At 75.6% G+C, this 16,602-nt stretch carries 16 protein-coding genes; 5 read left to right on the top strand and 11 right to left on the bottom strand.

All coding sequences use genetic code 11. The annotated features are described in order from the left end of the window. Positions 1-128 precede the first annotated feature (128 nt). On the bottom strand, positions 129-881 hold the full coding sequence (locus tag CP974_RS00505; RefSeq protein WP_069975041.1) for a helix-turn-helix transcriptional regulator: 753 nt from the start codon (positions 879-881) through the stop codon (positions 129-131). Positions 882-935: 54 nt separating this feature from the next. Here CP974_RS00505 and CP974_RS00500 point away from each other — a divergent pair, with 54 nt between their 5' ends. Next, a complete protein-coding gene (locus CP974_RS00500) occupies positions 936-2,159 on the top strand; it encodes an MFS transporter (RefSeq protein ID WP_085921525.1) in 1,224 nt (407 codons plus the stop codon). A gap of 43 nt (positions 2,160-2,202) precedes the next feature. On the opposite strand, the gene CP974_RS00495 is transcribed toward CP974_RS00500, so the two are convergent. Continuing rightward, positions 2,203-2,928 carry a hypothetical protein gene (locus tag CP974_RS00495; protein WP_085921526.1) on the bottom strand — a complete coding sequence of 242 codons (726 nt, stop codon included), beginning with the start codon at positions 2,926-2,928 and terminating at the stop codon, positions 2,203-2,205. 128 nt (positions 2,929-3,056) lie between these two features. After that, positions 3,057-4,136, bottom strand: a complete 1,080-nt coding sequence (locus CP974_RS00490) for an NADH:flavin oxidoreductase/NADH oxidase (RefSeq protein WP_085921537.1) — start codon at positions 4,134-4,136, stop codon at positions 3,057-3,059. Positions 4,137-4,267: 131 nt separating this feature from the next. Here CP974_RS00490 and CP974_RS00485 point away from each other — a divergent pair, with 131 nt between their 5' ends. Continuing rightward, a complete protein-coding gene (locus CP974_RS00485) occupies positions 4,268-4,690 on the top strand; it encodes an ArsR/SmtB family transcription factor (RefSeq protein ID WP_085921527.1) in 423 nt (140 codons plus the stop codon). A gap of 46 nt (positions 4,691-4,736) precedes the next feature. Here CP974_RS00485 and CP974_RS00480 read toward each other — a convergent pair whose 3' ends face one another. After that, complete coding sequence (locus tag CP974_RS00480; RefSeq protein WP_140160870.1) at positions 4,737-5,372, bottom strand: TMEM175 family protein; 636 nt, start codon at positions 5,370-5,372, stop codon at positions 4,737-4,739. Between the two features lie 191 nt (positions 5,373-5,563). On the opposite strand from CP974_RS00480, the gene CP974_RS00475 reads away from it, so the two are divergent. Together CP974_RS00475 and CP974_RS00470 are read left to right on the top strand one after the other, a co-directional pair. Beyond that, complete coding sequence (locus tag CP974_RS00475; RefSeq protein ID WP_085921528.1) at positions 5,564-6,061, top strand: DUF2975 domain-containing protein; 498 nt, start codon at positions 5,564-5,566, stop codon at positions 6,059-6,061. After that, positions 6,061-6,276: a helix-turn-helix domain-containing protein gene (locus CP974_RS00470; protein WP_069975030.1), complete on the top strand. Its 216-nt coding sequence runs from the start codon at positions 6,061-6,063 to the stop codon at positions 6,274-6,276. Before CP974_RS00475 ends, CP974_RS00470 begins: the two co-directional genes overlap by 1 nt. 222 nt (positions 6,277-6,498) lie before the next feature. Here the strand turns inward: CP974_RS00470 and CP974_RS00465 are convergent, their stop codons facing one another. The 4 genes from CP974_RS00465 to CP974_RS00450 form a co-directional block, all read right to left on the bottom strand. Continuing rightward, positions 6,499-8,424, bottom strand: coding sequence for a protein-arginine deiminase domain-containing protein (locus CP974_RS00465; protein ID WP_085921529.1), 1,926 nt, complete (start codon positions 8,422-8,424; stop codon positions 6,499-6,501). Positions 8,425-8,745: 321 nt separating this feature from the next. Beyond that, positions 8,746-9,249, bottom strand: coding sequence for a metallophosphoesterase family protein (locus tag CP974_RS00460; protein WP_085921530.1), 504 nt, complete (start codon positions 9,247-9,249; stop codon positions 8,746-8,748). Continuing rightward, complete coding sequence (locus CP974_RS30890; protein WP_373276730.1) at positions 9,234-9,830, bottom strand: GNAT family N-acetyltransferase; 597 nt, start codon at positions 9,828-9,830, stop codon at positions 9,234-9,236. The genes CP974_RS00460 and CP974_RS30890 overlap by 16 nt, the downstream gene beginning before the upstream one ends. A 98-nt stretch (positions 9,831-9,928) precedes the next feature. Beyond that, on the bottom strand, positions 9,929-10,942 hold the full coding sequence (locus tag CP974_RS00450; RefSeq protein ID WP_085921531.1) for a pirin family protein: 1,014 nt from the start codon (positions 10,940-10,942) through the stop codon (positions 9,929-9,931). 457 nt (positions 10,943-11,399) lie between these two features. On the opposite strand from CP974_RS00450, the gene CP974_RS00445 reads away from it, so the two are divergent. Next, positions 11,400-12,506, top strand: coding sequence for an LLM class flavin-dependent oxidoreductase (locus CP974_RS00445; RefSeq protein WP_069975022.1), 1,107 nt, complete (start codon positions 11,400-11,402; stop codon positions 12,504-12,506). Positions 12,507-13,211: 705 nt separating this feature from the next. Here CP974_RS00445 and CP974_RS00435 read toward each other — a convergent pair. The 3 genes from CP974_RS00435 to CP974_RS00425 form a co-directional block, all read right to left on the bottom strand. Beyond that, a complete protein-coding gene (locus tag CP974_RS00435; protein WP_085921532.1) occupies positions 13,212-14,714 on the bottom strand; it encodes an MFS transporter in 1,503 nt (500 codons plus the stop codon). A gap of 460 nt (positions 14,715-15,174) precedes the next feature. Next, entirely contained in the window at positions 15,175-15,618 is a 444-nt protein-coding gene (locus tag CP974_RS00430) for a GNAT family N-acetyltransferase (protein ID WP_069975015.1), read from the bottom strand. 265 nt (positions 15,619-15,883) lie between these two features. After that, a complete protein-coding gene (locus CP974_RS00425) occupies positions 15,884-16,393 on the bottom strand; it encodes a MarR family winged helix-turn-helix transcriptional regulator (protein ID WP_069975012.1) in 510 nt (169 codons plus the stop codon). Between the last annotated feature and the right edge of the window lie 209 nt (positions 16,394-16,602).

Below are 16,602 nucleotides of genomic sequence, written 5' to 3'. Positions count from 1 at the left end.
CCGCCGACGGCATCGCGACCGTCCCCGCCGCCGACGTCCCCGACGGCGTCGCGACCGTCCCCGCCGGACGAGTGAGCGACCGCCCTCGCGACCGTCCCCGCGGGCGACGCCGCGCCGGGCGGCTCGTCTCAGCCGTGCTCGCGGCGCAGCTCCGCTCCCGGGGTGTGCCCGAAGGCGCGGCGGAACACGTCGATGAACGCGCTCGCCGACGACCAGCCGCAGCGGTGCGCCACCGCGGTGACCGGTGTGCCCCGCGCCAGCAGGACCAGGGCGTGGTGCAGCCGCAGCCGGGTGCGCCACTGCGGGAAGGTCATCCCCAGTTCCGCGCGGAACAGCCGGGACAGGGTGCGCTCGCTGGCGCCGACCTCCCTGCCGAGCGCGGCCAGTGTGCGGTTGTCGGCCGGATCGGCGCCGAGCAGGGCGCACAGGGCCGTCAGCCGGGGCGAGACGGGCGAGGGCAGGTGGACGGCCCGCCGCGGCGCGGCGCGCAGCTGGTCGAGCAGCACGGCCCGCAGCCGCGACCGCTCGGGGCGGTCGTCGAGCGGCGGCCGGGTGTACGCGACGAGCAGTTCCCGCAGCAGCGGGCCGACGGACAGGACGGTCGGCTCGTCCAGCCCGAGCGGGTTGTCGCCCACCGGCAGGCCGACCAGGTGCAGGTCCACCGCGCCGTGCGCCTGATGGGCGTGGACCGTCCCGGCGGGCACCCAGATGGCCCGCGTCGCCGGGGCCACCCACGTCCCCCGGCCGGTCGTCACGGTCAGCGCGCCCCGCCCGGCGTAGACGATCTGGTGGTCGTCGTGCCGGTGGGCGTCGATCTCCGATCCGGTCGCCATGCTCTGCACCCGTGTGGGAGCGACCGGTTCATGGCGGATCTCCGTCATCGTCAGGCAGCTTAACGGAAGTGCGCCACGCCCCGACCGGCCGACGATGAGGGGGTGTCGAAAACCAAGTCGATCGCCCTGCTGTCGGCCGGGCACGCCTGCGTGGACGTCCACCAGGGTGCCGTGGCGGCCCTCGTCCCCTTCTTCGTCGCCGAGCGCGGGTACGGCTACGCCGCCGCGTCCGGGATCGTCCTCGCCGCGTCGGCGCTGTCGTCGGTGGCGCAGCCCCTGTTCGGCGCGCTGACCGACCGGTGGGCGATGCCCTGGCTGCTGCCGGTCGCCACCCTGCTGGCCGGTGCGGGCATCGGCCTGTGCGGGGTGAGCGCTTCGTACACCGCCACACTGGCGTTCGCCGCGCTGTCGGGGCTGGGGGTGGCCGCGTACCACCCGGAGGCCGCCCGCGTCGCGCGGCTCGCCGCCGCCGGGGGCGGCCACCGGGCGATGGCCTGGTTCTCGCTCGGCGGGAACGTCGGGTTCGCGCTGTCCCCGCCGCTGGTGTGGGCCGTCGCCTCCCTGGGCGGGCTGCGCATGTCGCCGCTCCTGGCGCTCCCGGCGCTCGTGGGGTGCGCGCTGTGCCTGCCCGCCCTGCGCGCCGTGCGGAGCGCCGGCGGCGCGGCGGGCCCGGCGGCGGGCGGCGCGGGCGGCGACGACGTCGGCTCGTTCGTCCGGCTGTCGCTGGCCGTGGTGTGCCGGTCCGTCGTCTTCGTGGGGCTGAGCGCGTTCGTGGCGCTCTTCGCGCAGCAGCGGACGGGCGGCGGGCCCGCGGCGGGCACGGCGGCGCTGTTCGTGCTCTACCTCGGCGGCGCGGCCGGGACCGTGCTGGGCGGGCGGCTGGCCGACCGGTGGGACCGGGTGACCGTGTGCCGCTGGTCGTACCTGGCGACCGCCGCCGCCGTCGCGGGGATCGTGACCGTGCCCGGCCCGGCGCTCTACGGTTTCGTGGCGCTGGCGTCCATGGGGCTGTACGTGCCGTTCTCCCTCCAGGTGACGCTCGCCCAGGACTTCCTGCCGTCGCGGGTCGGCACGGCGTCCGGGGTCACCCTGGGCCTGACCGTGAGCGTGGGCGGTCTGGCCGGCCCCCTCGTGGGCGGCCTCGCCGACGCGACCTCGCTGCGCACGGCACTGGCACCGCTGGCCCTGCTGCCGCTGCTCGCCTGGCTGCTGCTGCGCACCCTGCGCGAACCGGCCGCGCCGCGGGCCGCCGCGGACATCGGCCCGGCGCCCGGTCAGGCGGCGCCCGGCCCGCCGGGGGCGGGCCGGGCGGCGACCGGTCCCTGACCGGGCCGCCCCGTCCCGCGGGGCCGCCCCGGCGGGACGGGCCTCAGCCCACCGGGTCGCCGGGCGCCACCCGGTGGGCCTCCAGCTCCGGCGCGGCCAGCAGGTCGTCGACCAGCGCCTCGGTACCGCCGACGTAGGTGCTCACCAGGTCCACGTCACCGCCGACGCACCAGGCGTGGTCCTCCGGCCACCACAGGTCGGGCAGCTCCGCGAACTCGTCCAGCTCCAGGGGCGACACCGCCTCCGCCAGCGTGCCGGACAGCAGCACCTCGTCGCGGCCCGGCGTCCGGAAGGTGGGCACGGTGTCGAAGTCCCACCGCCCGTACCCGTTCCACAGCCCGTACCAGCAGCGGTCCGGCGTCCCGGTGTGCCGGGCCAGCAGGGGGACGAGGGCCCCCGCCACGTCGGGCGGGGTCGGCCCCTCGGCCGGGTGCTCGTCCCACACGCCGGGCAGGCCGTACACGGAGGCGTTGTGGTAGTCGCGGCCCATCCCGACGAGCTCGTGCCAGTACGTGCCCGGCTCCACGCTCCGCCCGAGGGCCGCGCCCACCGCCGCCCAGCGGACCGGCCGTTCACCGAGCGAGGCGGGGTGCAGCACCCGCGCGTACGCGGCGAACCCGGCCGCCGCGACCCCCGCCACCGTCCCGAACGCGCCCGTCCCGCCGTCGGCGGTGAGCCGCAGCGCGGGGCCGAGGTCGCCGGTCCGCACGCGCAGGCGTCCGTACAGGGCGGGGGCGCGATCGCGGTGTACCGGCGGGTAGTCGTCCATCCGTCCAGTGTGCCCGACCACCGCGCCGCCCCGACGGGCGGGCCGGGCAACGGCGTTGACGGCGTCTCGGCGGGTGAGCGGAGCGGGGCAGGGGGCCGCCCGGCGGCGGCCTGACGGGCGGGCGCCGGTCAGACGGAGCGGTGGTACGGGTCCGGCACGTGCGCGTCGCCGCCCAGCTCGCGCGCGGCGTGCCGCGCCCACGACGGGTTGCGCAGCAGCTCGCGGCCGAGCAGCACCGCGTCCGCCTCGCCGTTGGCGACGATCTTCTCCGCCTGCTCCGCCTCGGTGATCAGGCCGACCGCGGCCACCGGCAGCCCCGTCTCCGTCCTCACCCGCGCCGCGAACGGCACCTGGTAGCCGGGGCCGACCGGGATGCGCACGCGCGGCGCGTTCCCCCCGCTCGACACGTCGAGCAGGTCCACGCCGTGCTCCTTCAGCAGCGCGGCGAACCGCACGGTGTCGTCGGCCGTCCAGCCCGCCTCCTCCAGCCAGTCGGTGGCCGAGATCCGGAAGAACACGGGCAGCTCCTCGGGCCAGACCGCGCGCACCGCGTCGACCACCTCCAGCGCGAAGCGGACCCGGTTGTCGAAGGAGCCGCCGTACGCGTCGGTGCGGCGGTTGCTGTGCGGGGAGAGGAACTCGCCGATCAGATAGCCGTGGGCGCCGTGCACCTCGACGACCTCGAAGCCCGCGTCGAGCGCGCGCCGCGCCGCCGCGGCGAACTGCCCGACGATCTCGCGGATGCCCTCCCCGGTCAGCTCCTCCGGCACCGGGTGGCCCTCGTCGAACGGCACCGGGCTCGGGCCGACCGGCCGCCACCCGTGCTCGCCGCCGGTGATCGGGGCGCCGCCCTTCCAGGGGCGCTCGGTCGACGCCTTGCGGCCGGCATGGGCGAGCTGGATGCCGGGGACCGTCCCCTGCCCCTTGAGGAACCGGGTGATCCGGCGCAGCGCCTCCGTCTGGGTGTCGTTCCAGAGTCCGAGGTCGTACGGGCTGATGCGGCCCTCGGGGGAGACCGCCGTCGCCTCCAGCAGGATCAGGCCGGTGCCGCCCGTGGCGCGGGCCGCGTAGTGGGCGAAGTGCCAGTCGTTGGCCGCGCCCGTCTCCGGGCCGCTCGGCTCGGCACTGTACTGGCACATCGGCGCCATCCAGACGCGGTTCGGGATGGTCAGCGACCGCAGGGTGCGGGGCTCGAACAGTGCGCTCACGGCGGACTCCATTCGGGGCGGGAGCGGGGTACGGCTCGTACGGTGACTCGTACGATAGCCACCGTAGTACGGCGCCTGTCAAACTACGAGAGTTCTCGTACCATGGGGAGCCCGACGACCCTGGAGCGCCCGTGACCCCGAGCCCCGCGCCCCGCGCCACCGCCGCGGGCGGACCGCGCGAGCTCGCGCACCCCTCGCGCGACGAGATCCGCCTCGAGCACGTCCTCCATGCGCTCTCCGACCCGATGCGGCTGTGCGTCGTGCGCGAACTGGCGGCGGCCGGCGCGGAGGTCTCCTGCTCCTACGTCGACCTCCCCGTCACCAAGTCCACCACCACGCACCACTTCCGCGTGCTGCGGGAGGCGGGCGTCATCCGCCAGACCTACCGCGGCACGGCGAAGCTGAACGACCTGCGCCGCGACGACCTCGACGCCCTCTTCCCCGGCCTCCTGGACGCGGTGCTCGCCGCCGCCGCCCGCGAGCGCCCCACCGGCCCGACCGGCCCCACCGGCCCCGCGGGTCACGCCGGCCGGGCCGACCGCGCCGGGGTGTGACGCGCGGCCACGCGGCACAGCCGCCGCCCCGCCCGGCGCCCCCGCCTCAGGCGGGCGGGGACGCCGCGCGCCGGGAGCGGACCGCGTACCACTGGCCCAGCGCGGAGAGCGGCACGGCGGCGATCCACGAGTACATCGCCGCCACCGGGGAGAGCGCCGCGATCCCCACGGACACCAGGAACACCACGGCCACCGTCGGCAGCGGAACGGTGCGCCAGGACCCGCGCTCCCGCCGCGGTGTGCTCAGCAGCTCCATGAGGTAGAGCAGCATCGACGCCGCCCCGATCACCGCCCCGTACAGCGCAGGCCCGAGGAACTGGTCGCCGTAGTCCTGCAGGACCCGCGTCGGGAACGGGACGAGGGAGATGAGCACCAGGAAGAGCACGTTCAGCCAGAAGAGGGGCGAGCCGATCCGCTCGACGCCCTTCAGCGACGCGTGGTGCACCCGCCAGAACGACGCGATGACGACGGCGCTCAGCAGGAACGTCCCCATCTGCCTCCACACGTCGTCCAGCGCGTCGCTCAGCGCCCGGCCGCTCAGTCCCCCTTCCAGTTCGATGTCGAGGACCAGCAGTGTCATGGCGATGGCGATGACGGCGTCCGCCAGTGCCAGCACCCGCTGCTTGGGCAGGTCGACGTCTTCCAGCCAGTACGTGGACGGGCCTGTGGTGTCGCGGCGCATGCCCACCGGATAGCACCCCGCGCGGGGTCCCCGGCCCGTCCGGGCGCGCGCCGCGCCGCGGGGTCCCCCGTCGCGGGCACGCCCCGCGCCCGGACGGGCGGTTGCGGGGCGGCCCCGGCCCGAGGGCGACACCTTGTCTCACCTATCGAAAATCGATAGATTTCCATCGTCAGTCGAGTGGAGGAGGAGCGATGGGAAACCTGCCGGTGTGGGGACTGCGGGCCGTGCTCGCCATGCTGCTGGCCGGGTCGGTGGGCGTGCAGGCGGTGATGGTGCCGCTGCTGGCCGCCGACCCGGACGGCTCCGGCGGCGAGCTCGCCCACCTGCGCGTGCCGTTCGTGGCGATCGTCCTGCTGGGGATCGTGGCGGCGCAGACCGTGCTCGTCTGCGTGTGGCGGCTGGTGACGATGGTCCGGCGGGGCACGGTCTTCTCCCACCGCGCGTTCCGGTACGTGCACGTGGTCATCGGCGCCGTGGTCGCCGCGGCCCTCCTCGTCTTCACGCTGGGCGTCCTGCTGGCGCCCGGCGAGGCCGTCGCACCCGGGGTGGTCCTGCTGGTGGGCGGGGCCGGCGTGGCCGTCCTCGGCGTCGCGCTCGTGGTGCTCGTCCTGCGGATGCTGCTCGCCCAGGCCGTCGCGCGGGACGCCGAGGCCGCGCGCATGCGGGCCGAGCTGGAGGAGGTCATCTGATGCCGATCGTCGTCGACGTCGACGTGATGCTGGCGAAACGGAAGATGTCCGTGGGCGAACTGGCGGAACGGGTGGGGATCACCCCCGCCAACCTGGCGGTGCTCAAGAACGGCCGGGCCAAGGCCGTCCGCTTCACCACGCTCGCCGCGCTCTGCGAGGCGCTCGCCTGCCAGCCGGGCGACCTGCTCCGGTGGGAGCCCGAGGGCCCGCCGTAGGCCGCGGGCCGCAGGCCGTGTGGCGGAAGCCGCGTGACGGAGGCCGGGTGACGGAGGCCGGGTGACGGGCCGTCGCCACGTGACGCCCGGCCCGCCCGGCCTGGCTCACCCGGCAAGGTCCGCCCGGCAAGGCCCGCCGGGCGGGGCCGGGGGCCTCACCGCTTTCGGACCCCGGGGTGCCCCCTCATCCGGGAGGCCCGCCGGGGTCCCGCGGGCCGGCCGCTACCGCTGCCACCACGCGGCGGAGGCGTCCCGCAGGGTGTTGGTGCCGCAGTGCACCTCGCCCATGCCGAGGTGGTACGTCGACCAGTCGTCGATGTACGACACCTTCAGCCCGGCCCGGGTGTACGCGGCGGTGACGGCGGCGGTGAACACGTCCTCGCCGCCGATGACCGGGCCCCACTGCCGCGGCGCCAGGTAGCGGTCGCCGCCCAGCGGCACGCCGTTCACCGCGCCCGGCACGTACGCGCTCGTCATCACGGCGGGACCGTCCGCGGCCGACGGCCCGCCCTCGCGGACCAGCCGCTTCTGCTGGCCGTACTCCGTGACCGACTCGGGCGGGTCGCCCGCGCCCAGGCGGGTCAGCCGCGGCACTCGGTCGCCCCGCTCACCCTGCTCGGTGCCGCGGGTGTACAGCGCCGGCACGCGCACCACCTCGGCGTCCGTCACGCCCGTCTCGCGCTTGAGCACCTCCAGGTTGGCCCGGATGCGCTGGGCGGCCATCGTGTTGTCGGCCACCAGCCACTTCGAGGCGAGCGCCTGGTCGATGGTCTCCTTCGGGGCGGGCAGGTCCGCGCTGCCGGGGACCGAGAACATCCGCGTCCCGCCGTGCCCCGCCTTCTGCGCGTCCCGCAGCAGCCGCAGACCGGCCTCCGGGTCCGCGACGCCGATCCGCCACCCGCGCGGGGTGCCCGGCGCGGGCAGGAACTGGACGAACTCGTCGACGTGACCGACGTGCAGCCACGAGGTGTCGAGCAGCAGCGGGTCCTGGAGGCCCTGGGCCTGGAGCAGCGAGCGCATGGCGCGGGCGGGCTTGGAGCCGGTGTCCCTGCGCTCGCCCATGATGATCCGCCCGGCGGGGAAGGACCGGCCGGCATGGGTGTACGGCGGGACGGTCTCCAGGTTGCCCATGGAGTTCAGGGTCCACTCCTCCGACTCGCGGACCCCCGACACCTGCACGACGCCGATGCCCTTGCCGCGCAGCCGCTCGAACAGCTCGCGCCCCGACTCCCGGTCCGGCTGCGCGGAGCGGAGCATCACCCGGATCGCCTGGCGGCGGCCGTCCGGGCCGGTCATGCTCACGTACCCGGGCTCCACGAAGTCCTGCGCCCAGATGTCGTCGTACCGCTCGAACGTGAACAGCGGGTGGCCGATGCCGGCGGCCTTCGCCTCCGCCGCCAGCCCCCGTACGAACGCCTGCTGCGCGCGGGCGTACGGGTCCGTGCCCGGCACCCGTGTGACGAGCACCTGCTGCGCGGCCTGGAGGTGGTGGTGCGTCAGCAGCGGGGCGACACGCAGGGTGACGTCGTCGGAGGTGGTCGCGGAGCCGGCGGCGACGGTCAGGCGCAGGACGGCGCGACCGCCCCACAGCTTGGGGTCCCGCACGACGTCGGTCGCCTCCACCCCGAACTCGACGCCCGCCCGCAGCTCGGCCGCGGTCAGCCGGGTCGCGGCGGTCACCCACGTCCAGCCGGTGCCGCGCTTCACGAACACGCGGGTGTTCTTGGCCCCGGCGACGACCCGCAGGGTGCCGGTCGCCGACGCCGGCAGGTTCTTCATCGGCACCGACCGGACACGGGCCAGGTCCGCGGCGTCGGGGGTGCCGTTGACGCGGGTGTCGGCGGCGTCGTTGCAGGCGGCGAGGGACGCGTCCGGCAGGGGCCGGCCGCGCGGACCGGCGGTGGGGCACCGCTTGGTGTCGTCGTCGATGTTGGGCAGGAAGACCGCGCCGCGCGCCGGCGTCCACGTGTCCTCCCCGGCGTCGTCCGTCGCCCCGGTGACGTCCACCCGCCCGTCCCGGTCCACGTCGGCCCGCAGGTCCGCGCGGGGCGGCGGTGGGGCGGCGAGGGCGGGGGCGGCGGGGGCGAGGATGGTCGCGATGACGGACAGGGCGAGAGTCGCGCGCCGTGCGTGGCTCGTCGTGCGCACCGTGTGTCCCTTCGAGTGGGCCGATGGTTCCGAGCCGCTAGAGGGCCTGCGGGGCGCGGGCGTTGCGCGGGGCGCCGGAATGGCCGGATACCGCCGTCCGCACGGCACGCCATTGCCAGGCGGTACGCCGGCACCCCGGCACGCCGGCCCGCGCGCAGGCGGATGCGTCGCGACGCGCCGGTACGCCGGTGCACCGCGAGAGCGGCGCGCCGCGACAGATTGGTGTGCGGGCCCTCGGGACGCCGCCACGCCGGGCGCCCGTGGGGGACGGCCGTCCCGGAGCCCCTGGGGGAGAGGCCGGTGGGGGAGCGCGCCGGGCGGCTACGCGGGATGCGGCAGCCGGTGGAGGCGTACGCGGGCCAGCCGGCCGCCGGTGACCGTCGCGGTCATGTACGTGCAGTGCGGCTGGCGCCGCCGGTCGGTCGGCGACCCCGGATTGAGCAGTCGCAGCCGGTCGTCCGCCACCGAGTCCCACGGGATATGGCTGTGGCCGAAGACGAGCAGGTCCACGTCGGGGAACCGCTCGGCGCAGCGCCGCTCGCGCCCCGCCGCCGGACCGGTCTCGTGCACCACGGCCAGCCGCAGTCCCGCCAGTTCGGCGCGGGCCACCTCCGGCAGCCGCGCGCGCAGGGCGGGCCCGTCGTTGTTCCCGTACACGGCGACCAGCCGCCGGGCCCGCGCCTCCAGCAGGTCGAGCGTGGCCGTGTCGACCCAGTCGCCCGCGTGGACCACGACGTCCACGCGCGGCACGAGGTCCAGCACCTCGGACGGGACGGCCCTGGCGCGCGCGGGCACATGCGTGTCGGACATCAGCAGCAACTCCACCCGCCCGACGCTAGCCGACCGGCCCCGTCCCCACCCGTGCGGCGCCGCGCGGCGACCGGGAGGGGAGGTGCCGCCCTGCCGGACCGGGGGGTGACGCCGGGCGGAGTCCGGGGCCGCCCGACGCCGTCCCACCGGGCCCCGGCCGCGCGGGGGTCGGCGGCGGCCCGACCCGGCCGCGGTCCCGTCCGGTCGGGGCGGCAGGGACCCGGGTGAGGCGATGCGTCGAGCCCGGCGCCCCGGCGCGCCGCTGCGCAGCCGTCCGGCCCCGCGCCGGGGCAGGCGAGCCGCCGGTCCAGCCAGTCCAGGACGTCAGGGGTGACCGGGTCGGTGATGTCGCCGTACGTCCCGCCGTGCTTCTCCAGGTACTTCCCGACATACGGGCAGACCGGCACGATCCGCATGCCGGAGGCGCGCGTGTCCTCCAGCGCGCCCTGGACGAGCCGGCCGGCCAGGCCCCGCCCGCCGAAGGCGTCCTCGATCCGCGTGTGGTGGAACACCCGCTGCCCGCCCCGGTCGAGGTAGACCGTGCGGCCCACCGGAACGCCGCCCACGTGGATCTCGTACCGGCTTCGCCCGGGCACGGGCACCACGACGGGCCCGGTGGGTGCGGGCCCGTCGGTCGCTCCGGCGCCCAAGCCGGTCGCGGGGCCGGCCGTGGACGCGGCCGGCCGTCCGGTCGTCACGCGGTCGTCCGCGGCGGCGTCGGCGGGTGCGCGGGCGGGGCGGGGTTCCGGCGGGGCCTGATGGTGGCGTTCGGCAGGGCGGGGGCGGGGAGCCGGCCGCCGTCGTACCCCCGCACGGCGCCGAACCGGTCGGAGGCGTTCGCCCAGTCCTCGCGCGCCTCCACGATGTCCTGGTGGGAGCGGCCGACGAAGTTCCACCACATGACGATCTCCTCGCCGAACGGCGGGCCGCCCAGCAGGACGAGCCGCGCGGGCCCGGTCCCGTCGTTCGCCAGGGTGAGCGTCGTGCGCCCCGGGGCGGCGTAGCCCAGCTCGGCGGGGCGCAGGGGCGTTCCGTCGAGGCGGACGTCGCCCGCGTCGACCAGGACGCCGTGCTCGAAGGCCGTGTCCACGTCGAGCACGGCCGAGGCGCCCGGGGCCAGGGTCAGCTCGGCTCCCAGGAGCGGGGTGAACGTCCGCACCGGCGAGGTGGCGCCCAGGAGGGACCCCAGGAACACCCGCGCCTCGCCGCCGTCGAAGGGCACCGGCTCCGGCACGTGGTGCTGGAAGTCGCGCGGGGCGTCGCGGTGCGCGTCCGGCAGCGCCACCCAGAGCTGCACGCCGTGCAGGACCGTGGTCCGGGGCGTCGACACCTCGGAGTGGCTGATGCCGTGACCGCCGGTCATCAGGTTCACCTCGCCCGGCCGTACGAACGCGTGGCTGCCCAGGCTGTCGCGGTGCTCGATCTCGCCGCTGAACAGCCAGCTCACCGTCTGCAGCCCCGTGTGCGGGTGCGGGGCGACGTCCATGCCGCCCGTCCGCGAGACGTCGTCGGGGCCGTAGTGGTCCGCGAAGCACCACGCGCCGATGAGCGTGCGCGCCCGCTGGGGCAGGGTGCGCCGCACGGTCATGGCGCGGGGGCCGCCCAGGGGGACCTCGCGGGCGGTGAGGACGTCGACGCGGGGGCGCGGCGCCTCGGCCGCTTCCGAACCGCAGACCAGCTCGGCGGGGCGTGTTTCCGTGTTGCTCACCTCGGGAGACCTCCCTCGACCATGATAGTTCGACGTTCAACAATCTTCATCCGCCGATGATAGACCCCGTGGTGGCGGTGCGCGCCCGACAGGGCCCGGCCGGCTCGCCGCCGGGGCGGGCGCCGGAGGTCGCGGGCCCGTGAGGGGGCCGGCCGCCCCTCGTCGGGCTCGTCGCTGCCAGGGTGCCACAGCCCGGCGCGCACGGCGCGGCCCGTACGGCCGGGCCGTCGCGCGTCCGGGCCGGGCCGATCCGCCCCCGGTCGGCCCGCGCCCGCCCGGCCTCCCGTCGCACCCCCTCGGCGCCGGCGTGCCGCCCGCCCCGGTGGCCGCCACGCTGGAAGGGGTGGGGTGTGCGCGGCGTCGAGGCTCCTCGTCCGCCGGTGCGCCCGGGAATGGGCGGGGGAGGCGACCCGTTGGGGCGGGTAGTTGAACGTGCAATCAGAGGAGTGGGTCCACCATGCAGTTCGGCGTCTTCACGGTCGGTGACGTCACGACCGACCCGACCGACGGGAGCACTCCCACCGAGCACCAGCGGATCAAGGCCACCCTCGCCATCGCCCGCAAGGCCGAGGAGGTCGGCCTCGACGTGTTCGCCACCGGCGAGCACCACAACCCGCCCTTCGTCCCCTCCTCGCCGACCACCCTCCTCGGCTACCTCGCCGCCGTCACCGAGCGGATCACCCTCTCCACGTCGACCACGCTGATCACCACCAACGACCCGGTCCGGATCGCGGAGGAGTACGCCTACCTCCAGCACCTCGCCGACGGAAGGGTCGACCTCATGATGGGGCGCGGGAACACCGCCCCGGTCTACCCCTGGTTCGGGAAGGACATCCGCCAGGGCATCCCGCTGGCCCTCGAGAACTACGCGCTGCTCCACCGGCTCTGGCGGGAGGACGTGGTCGACTGGGAGGGTCGCTTCCGCACCCCGCTGCAGGGCTTCACCGCCACCCCGCGCCCGCTCGACGGCGTGCCGCCCTTCGTGTGGCACGGCTCGATACGCTCCCCGGAGATCGCCGAGCAGGCCGCCTACTACGGTGACGGCTTCTTCCACAACAACATCTTCTGGCCCATGTCCCACACCCGGCAGATGGTCGCGCTTTACCGGGAACGGTTCGCGCACCACGGGCACGGCGCGCCCGAACAGGCCATCGTGGGCCTCGGGGGCCAGGTGTTCATGCGCAGGAACTCGCAGGACGCCGTGAGGGAGTTCCGCCCGTACTTCGACAACGCCCCCGTCTACGGCCACGGGCCGTCGCTGGAGGAGTTCACCGAGCAGACCCCGCTCACCGTCGGCTCGCCGCACCAGGTCGTCGAACGCACCCTGGACTTCCGCGAGGCGGTCGGCGACTACCAGAGGCAGCTGTTCCTGATGGACCACGCGGGGCTGCCGCTCAAGACGGTGCTCGAACAGCTCGACATCCTGGGCGAGGAGGTCGTCCCGGTACTCCGCAAGGAGTTCGCGAGCATGCGCCCGCCGGGCGTCCCGGAGTCGGCGCCCGTCCACCCGGCCGTCACCGCCCGCCGGACGCCCGGCGAGCACCAGGAGCGCCGGGCCGGCTGAGCGCACCTCGGCGAGCTTGACGGGGGAGCCACCGCGGGGTGTCTCCGCCCTGGCCTACCGCGGGACGGGGCGGTTGTCGGAGGGCCGTCGGACAGGCCGCGGTCACTGCCACAGGATCGTATGACCACTAGGATCCGGAGGGCGTTTCCCGGCGGTCGGTGCCGGGGGATCGGGTGGATGCGGCGGTGACGAGCGGTCCGCGCCCGGTGTTGCCGGCAGCGGAGGTGAACGGCGGCCTATGAGGAGCCGACGGCCGCGCGGATGTCTCGGGGCGGCGGTGACCCTGCTCCTCGCGGTATCCGCCGCCCTCCTTCTGGGCAGGTCGTGGACCGCCTGTGGCGTGGGAGTGAACAACGGGGCCAACGGCGGTTTCCTGCTGTGGCTGTTCATTCCGGGCCTCTGGACGGTCCTGCTGCTGGTCTGGGTCGCGGTCGGCGCCCTGCTCGGGAACCGCCCCTTGCTCCGTTCGTCCGCCCTCGCGGTGACGCTTCTCGGTGTCGTCTGGTGCGTCACCTCGGTCTTCTGGGGGTATGCCACTCCGCTGTGCCCCGCCGGTACGCCCGGTGGTGGCCGAGTCTCCTCCCCACCCCGGGTTTCTGAGAGGCCGGTCAAGCGCTTTCCCAGGACCAGGACCGGAACCGGAACCGGAACCGGGACCGTGTGCCGGGTGCCGCGTCGCCCCCCGACCGGACCGGCCCGGCCCGGTCAGCCGCGCAGCGGCGCCTCGGGGCGCGTGGTGCCGGGGCGCGACGGCGCCTCGTGGACGGAGAGGGGGGTCGCGATGTCCTCCAGGGAGCGGCCCTCGGCCGGCACGGCCAGGAAGGCCGCGGTCACGCCGCCCACCGCCATGACGCCCGCGCCGAGGCAGAAGGCGAGCACCGTGTCGGCGACCGCGCCGCTCTCGGTGAGGCCGGCGAAGACGAGCGGGCCGGAGATCCCGCCCGCCGCCGTGCCGACCGCGTAGAAGAAGGCGATGGCCATGGCGCGGGTCTCCATCGGGAAGACCTCGCTGACCGTCAGATACGCCGAACTGGCGCCGGCCGAGGCGAAGAACAGCACCACGCACCAGCACGCCGTCAGCGTGGCCGCCGTCAGCAGCCCCCGCCCGAACAGCCAGGCGGTGGCGAACAGCAGACCCGCGGAGAGCAGATAGGTGCCGGCGATCATCGGGCGGCGGCCCCAGGTGTCGAACAGCGGCCCCAGCAGCAGCGGCCCGAGGAAGTTGCCCAGCGCGATCACGGCGAAGAAGTACCCGGTCGACCCGCTCGGCACGTCGTAGAAGGCGGCCAGGATGGCGCCGAAACCGAAGGTGACGGCGTTGTAGAGGAAGGCCTGCCCGACGAAGAGGGCGAGGCCCAGCACCGCCCGGCGCGGGTAGGTCCGCACCAGGGTCCGGGCGATCTCGCCGAAGCCGACGCCGTACTGCCGCCGGACCGTGATCTCCCCGGCCGGCTCCGGCAGCGGCCGGCCGGTCTCCCGCACCACCTCGCGCTCCACGGCGCCGACGATCCGGTCGGCCTCCTCCGCGCGGCCGTGGAGGAACATCCAGCGCGGGCTCTCCGGCACGTGCCGCCGGACCAGGAGCACCCCGAAGCCCAGCACCACGCCGAGACCGAAGGAGACCCGCCAGCCGACGTCCCTGGGCAGCACGTCCGTGTCCAGCAGGACGACGGACAGCAGGGAGCCGCCGAGCGCGCCCAGCCAGAAGCTGCCGTTGATGATCAGATCGACCCGGCCCCGGTACTTGCCGGGTATCAGCTCGTCGACGGCCGAGTTGATCGCCGCGTACTCGCCGCCGATGCCCATGCCGGTCAGGAAGCGGAACAGGAAGAACCACCAGGAGGAGTACGACAGCGCCGTCAGCGCGGTCGCGCCCAGGTAGACGACCAGGGTCACGAGGAACAGCTTCTTGCGGCCGTAGCGGTCGGTCAGCCACCCGAAGAGCAGCGCCCCCGTGCAGGCCCCGGTGACGTACAGCGCGGCTGCGACCCCCGTGACCTGGGCGCTGCTGATGGCGAGTCCGCTGCCCTCCTCGGAGAGGCGGGCGGCCATGGTGCCGACGATGGTGACCTCGAGTCCGTCGAGGATCCACACGGTGCCGAGGCCGATCACGATCATCCAGTGCCAGCGGGACCACGGCAGCCGGTCCAGGCGGGCGGGTACCCGCGTCGTCACCGTCGCCGGGGCCGACGGTACGCCCTGGGTCATGGGTCACCTCCGGGGGAGTGGCAAGCCGCGTCCGCCTACCCCCGGCCACTCCCGGGAAACGACCCGCACAGCTCGCTGACGGTGCGTCAACTCCCTTGCTGGTGCTGGCCGTGCGGGCGACACCGAGCGGGTCGCCTGTGCGTTCCGCACGTGTCGTCGCCGGCACCTGTGCCCACGGGCGGCCCTCCGCCGGGTGGCCGTGCCGTCCCCGTCGCCGAAACGGGGAGCAGGCGTGATCGGCCGCCCTCCGCGACGAGGACCGCCACTCCTCCCGCGCACCGCACCGGCTGTCCGCCGCGGGCCGGGGAGCCAGGGGAGCCGGGGGAGCCGGGGGAGCCGGCGTGGTGCCCGACGACCTCGCGTCCTCCGCGAGGACGGCCGGTTCGAACGGGCGCGGCGCGAGACCGTCCAGGCGGCCCAGGCCGCGGGCGTCCCCCCGGCTCGCGCGCCGGGCCACTCCCTACACGAGCCTCTTGAACAGGTGGACGTCCTCGGCGCCGCCCGGGATGCCGGGCGTCCGGCCGGTCTCGACGTAGCCGTGGCGCCGGTAGAAGTCCGGGGCCTGGAAGGTGAACGACGACACGCAGGCGCGGTCGCATCCCCGCCGCCGCGCCTCCTCCTCGGCCGCCTCCAGCAGCCTCCCGCCCCAGCCGCCGCGCCGGCTGTCCTCGCGCACCCACAGCATCTCGACGCCGAGCAGCCCGCCCCACGTCCAGGCGGTCAGCCCGCCGACGAGCCCGCCCGCCCCGTCGACCGCCCGGACCGACAGGGCGCCCTGGTCGGCGAGGGACGTTCCGGTCGCGGCGAAGTTGTACGCGTCGAGCCCCTTCGACAGCCGTTCGGCGAGGTCGTGGTCCTCGTGGCCGACGCTCAGCGCCGTACCGGCGTGATGATCATGCGACATACCGTGAGGATGGCACACCGGGAGCCGCGCCCACAGGGCCGGAAGGTGCGGGCGGCCGGATCCCGACGCACCCCGGCCCGCGCCGTCCCGGAGCCTCCCCGGCCCAGGGCCCCGAAGCGGCCCCGGACCCCTGGGCGCCCCTGCCCTCCGAGCACCCCTGCCCCCCGAGCGACCCCGGCCTCCGAAGCGGCCCCCCGAACCGGCCCCCACCCGTGCGGGCCGGTTCCGCGCCCGCACCCGTCCGGGCCGGCTCCCTCCGCCCCGGTCAGGCCGACTCGGCGTTCGGCAGCTTCGCCTGCCGCAGATGGACGGGGCGCCGTCCCTCCAGCGACGCCCGGAAGCCGTGCAGCCCCTCCAGCAGCGACGCGCGCGCCGACGGCGGCATCGCGGCGATGGCCGCCGTCAGCACCTCCTCCCGGCGCGCCCGCAGGTCGCCGAGGTACGCCTTCGCCCGGCCGGTCAGCCGCAGCTCCAGCTCCCGCCGGCTGACCGAGCTGGGGAACCGCTCCACGAATCCCAGGGCCTCCAGCCGGTCGCACAGCCGGCTCACCGACGAGGGCGCCGAGCCGAGCAGTTCGCACAGGGTGCGCAGGTTGATCCCGTCCTCCCGCTCCAGGGCGTACAGCACCTTGAGCTGGGTGGCCGAGACGGGGGCGGGGGAGACCATCTCGCGGCCGTGCTCCCAGAGGATCTCCAGCAGTTCGATGACCTCGCCCGCCGCCCGCGCCGCGGCGTCAGCGGGCCCGTGCGCGGACGAGGTGGGGTTGGCGACCATCAGTGCACTCCCGATCACACGTAGTCGGCTCAAGGCGCCGGTCCCGCACCGCGATGCACAGGGGGGAACGCACTGCGCGCGCGGCGCACCAACGACGACGGACGCTTGCCCGCCCGGCAACCTTATCTTTCCGCCAATTGCCCGCCCAAGGACGTGGCAATCGCCGGTCCGGCGGTTCGCCCCGCGCCTTCGGGCCGGGCTTCGGCGGT

Origin of the sequence: Streptomyces fradiae ATCC 10745 = DSM 40063 (assembly GCF_008704425.1) — a bacterium.
Classification (GTDB): Bacteria; Actinomycetota; Actinomycetes; order Streptomycetales; family Streptomycetaceae; genus Streptomyces; species Streptomyces fradiae.
This window is presented reverse-complemented; position numbering and strand designations above follow the sequence as displayed.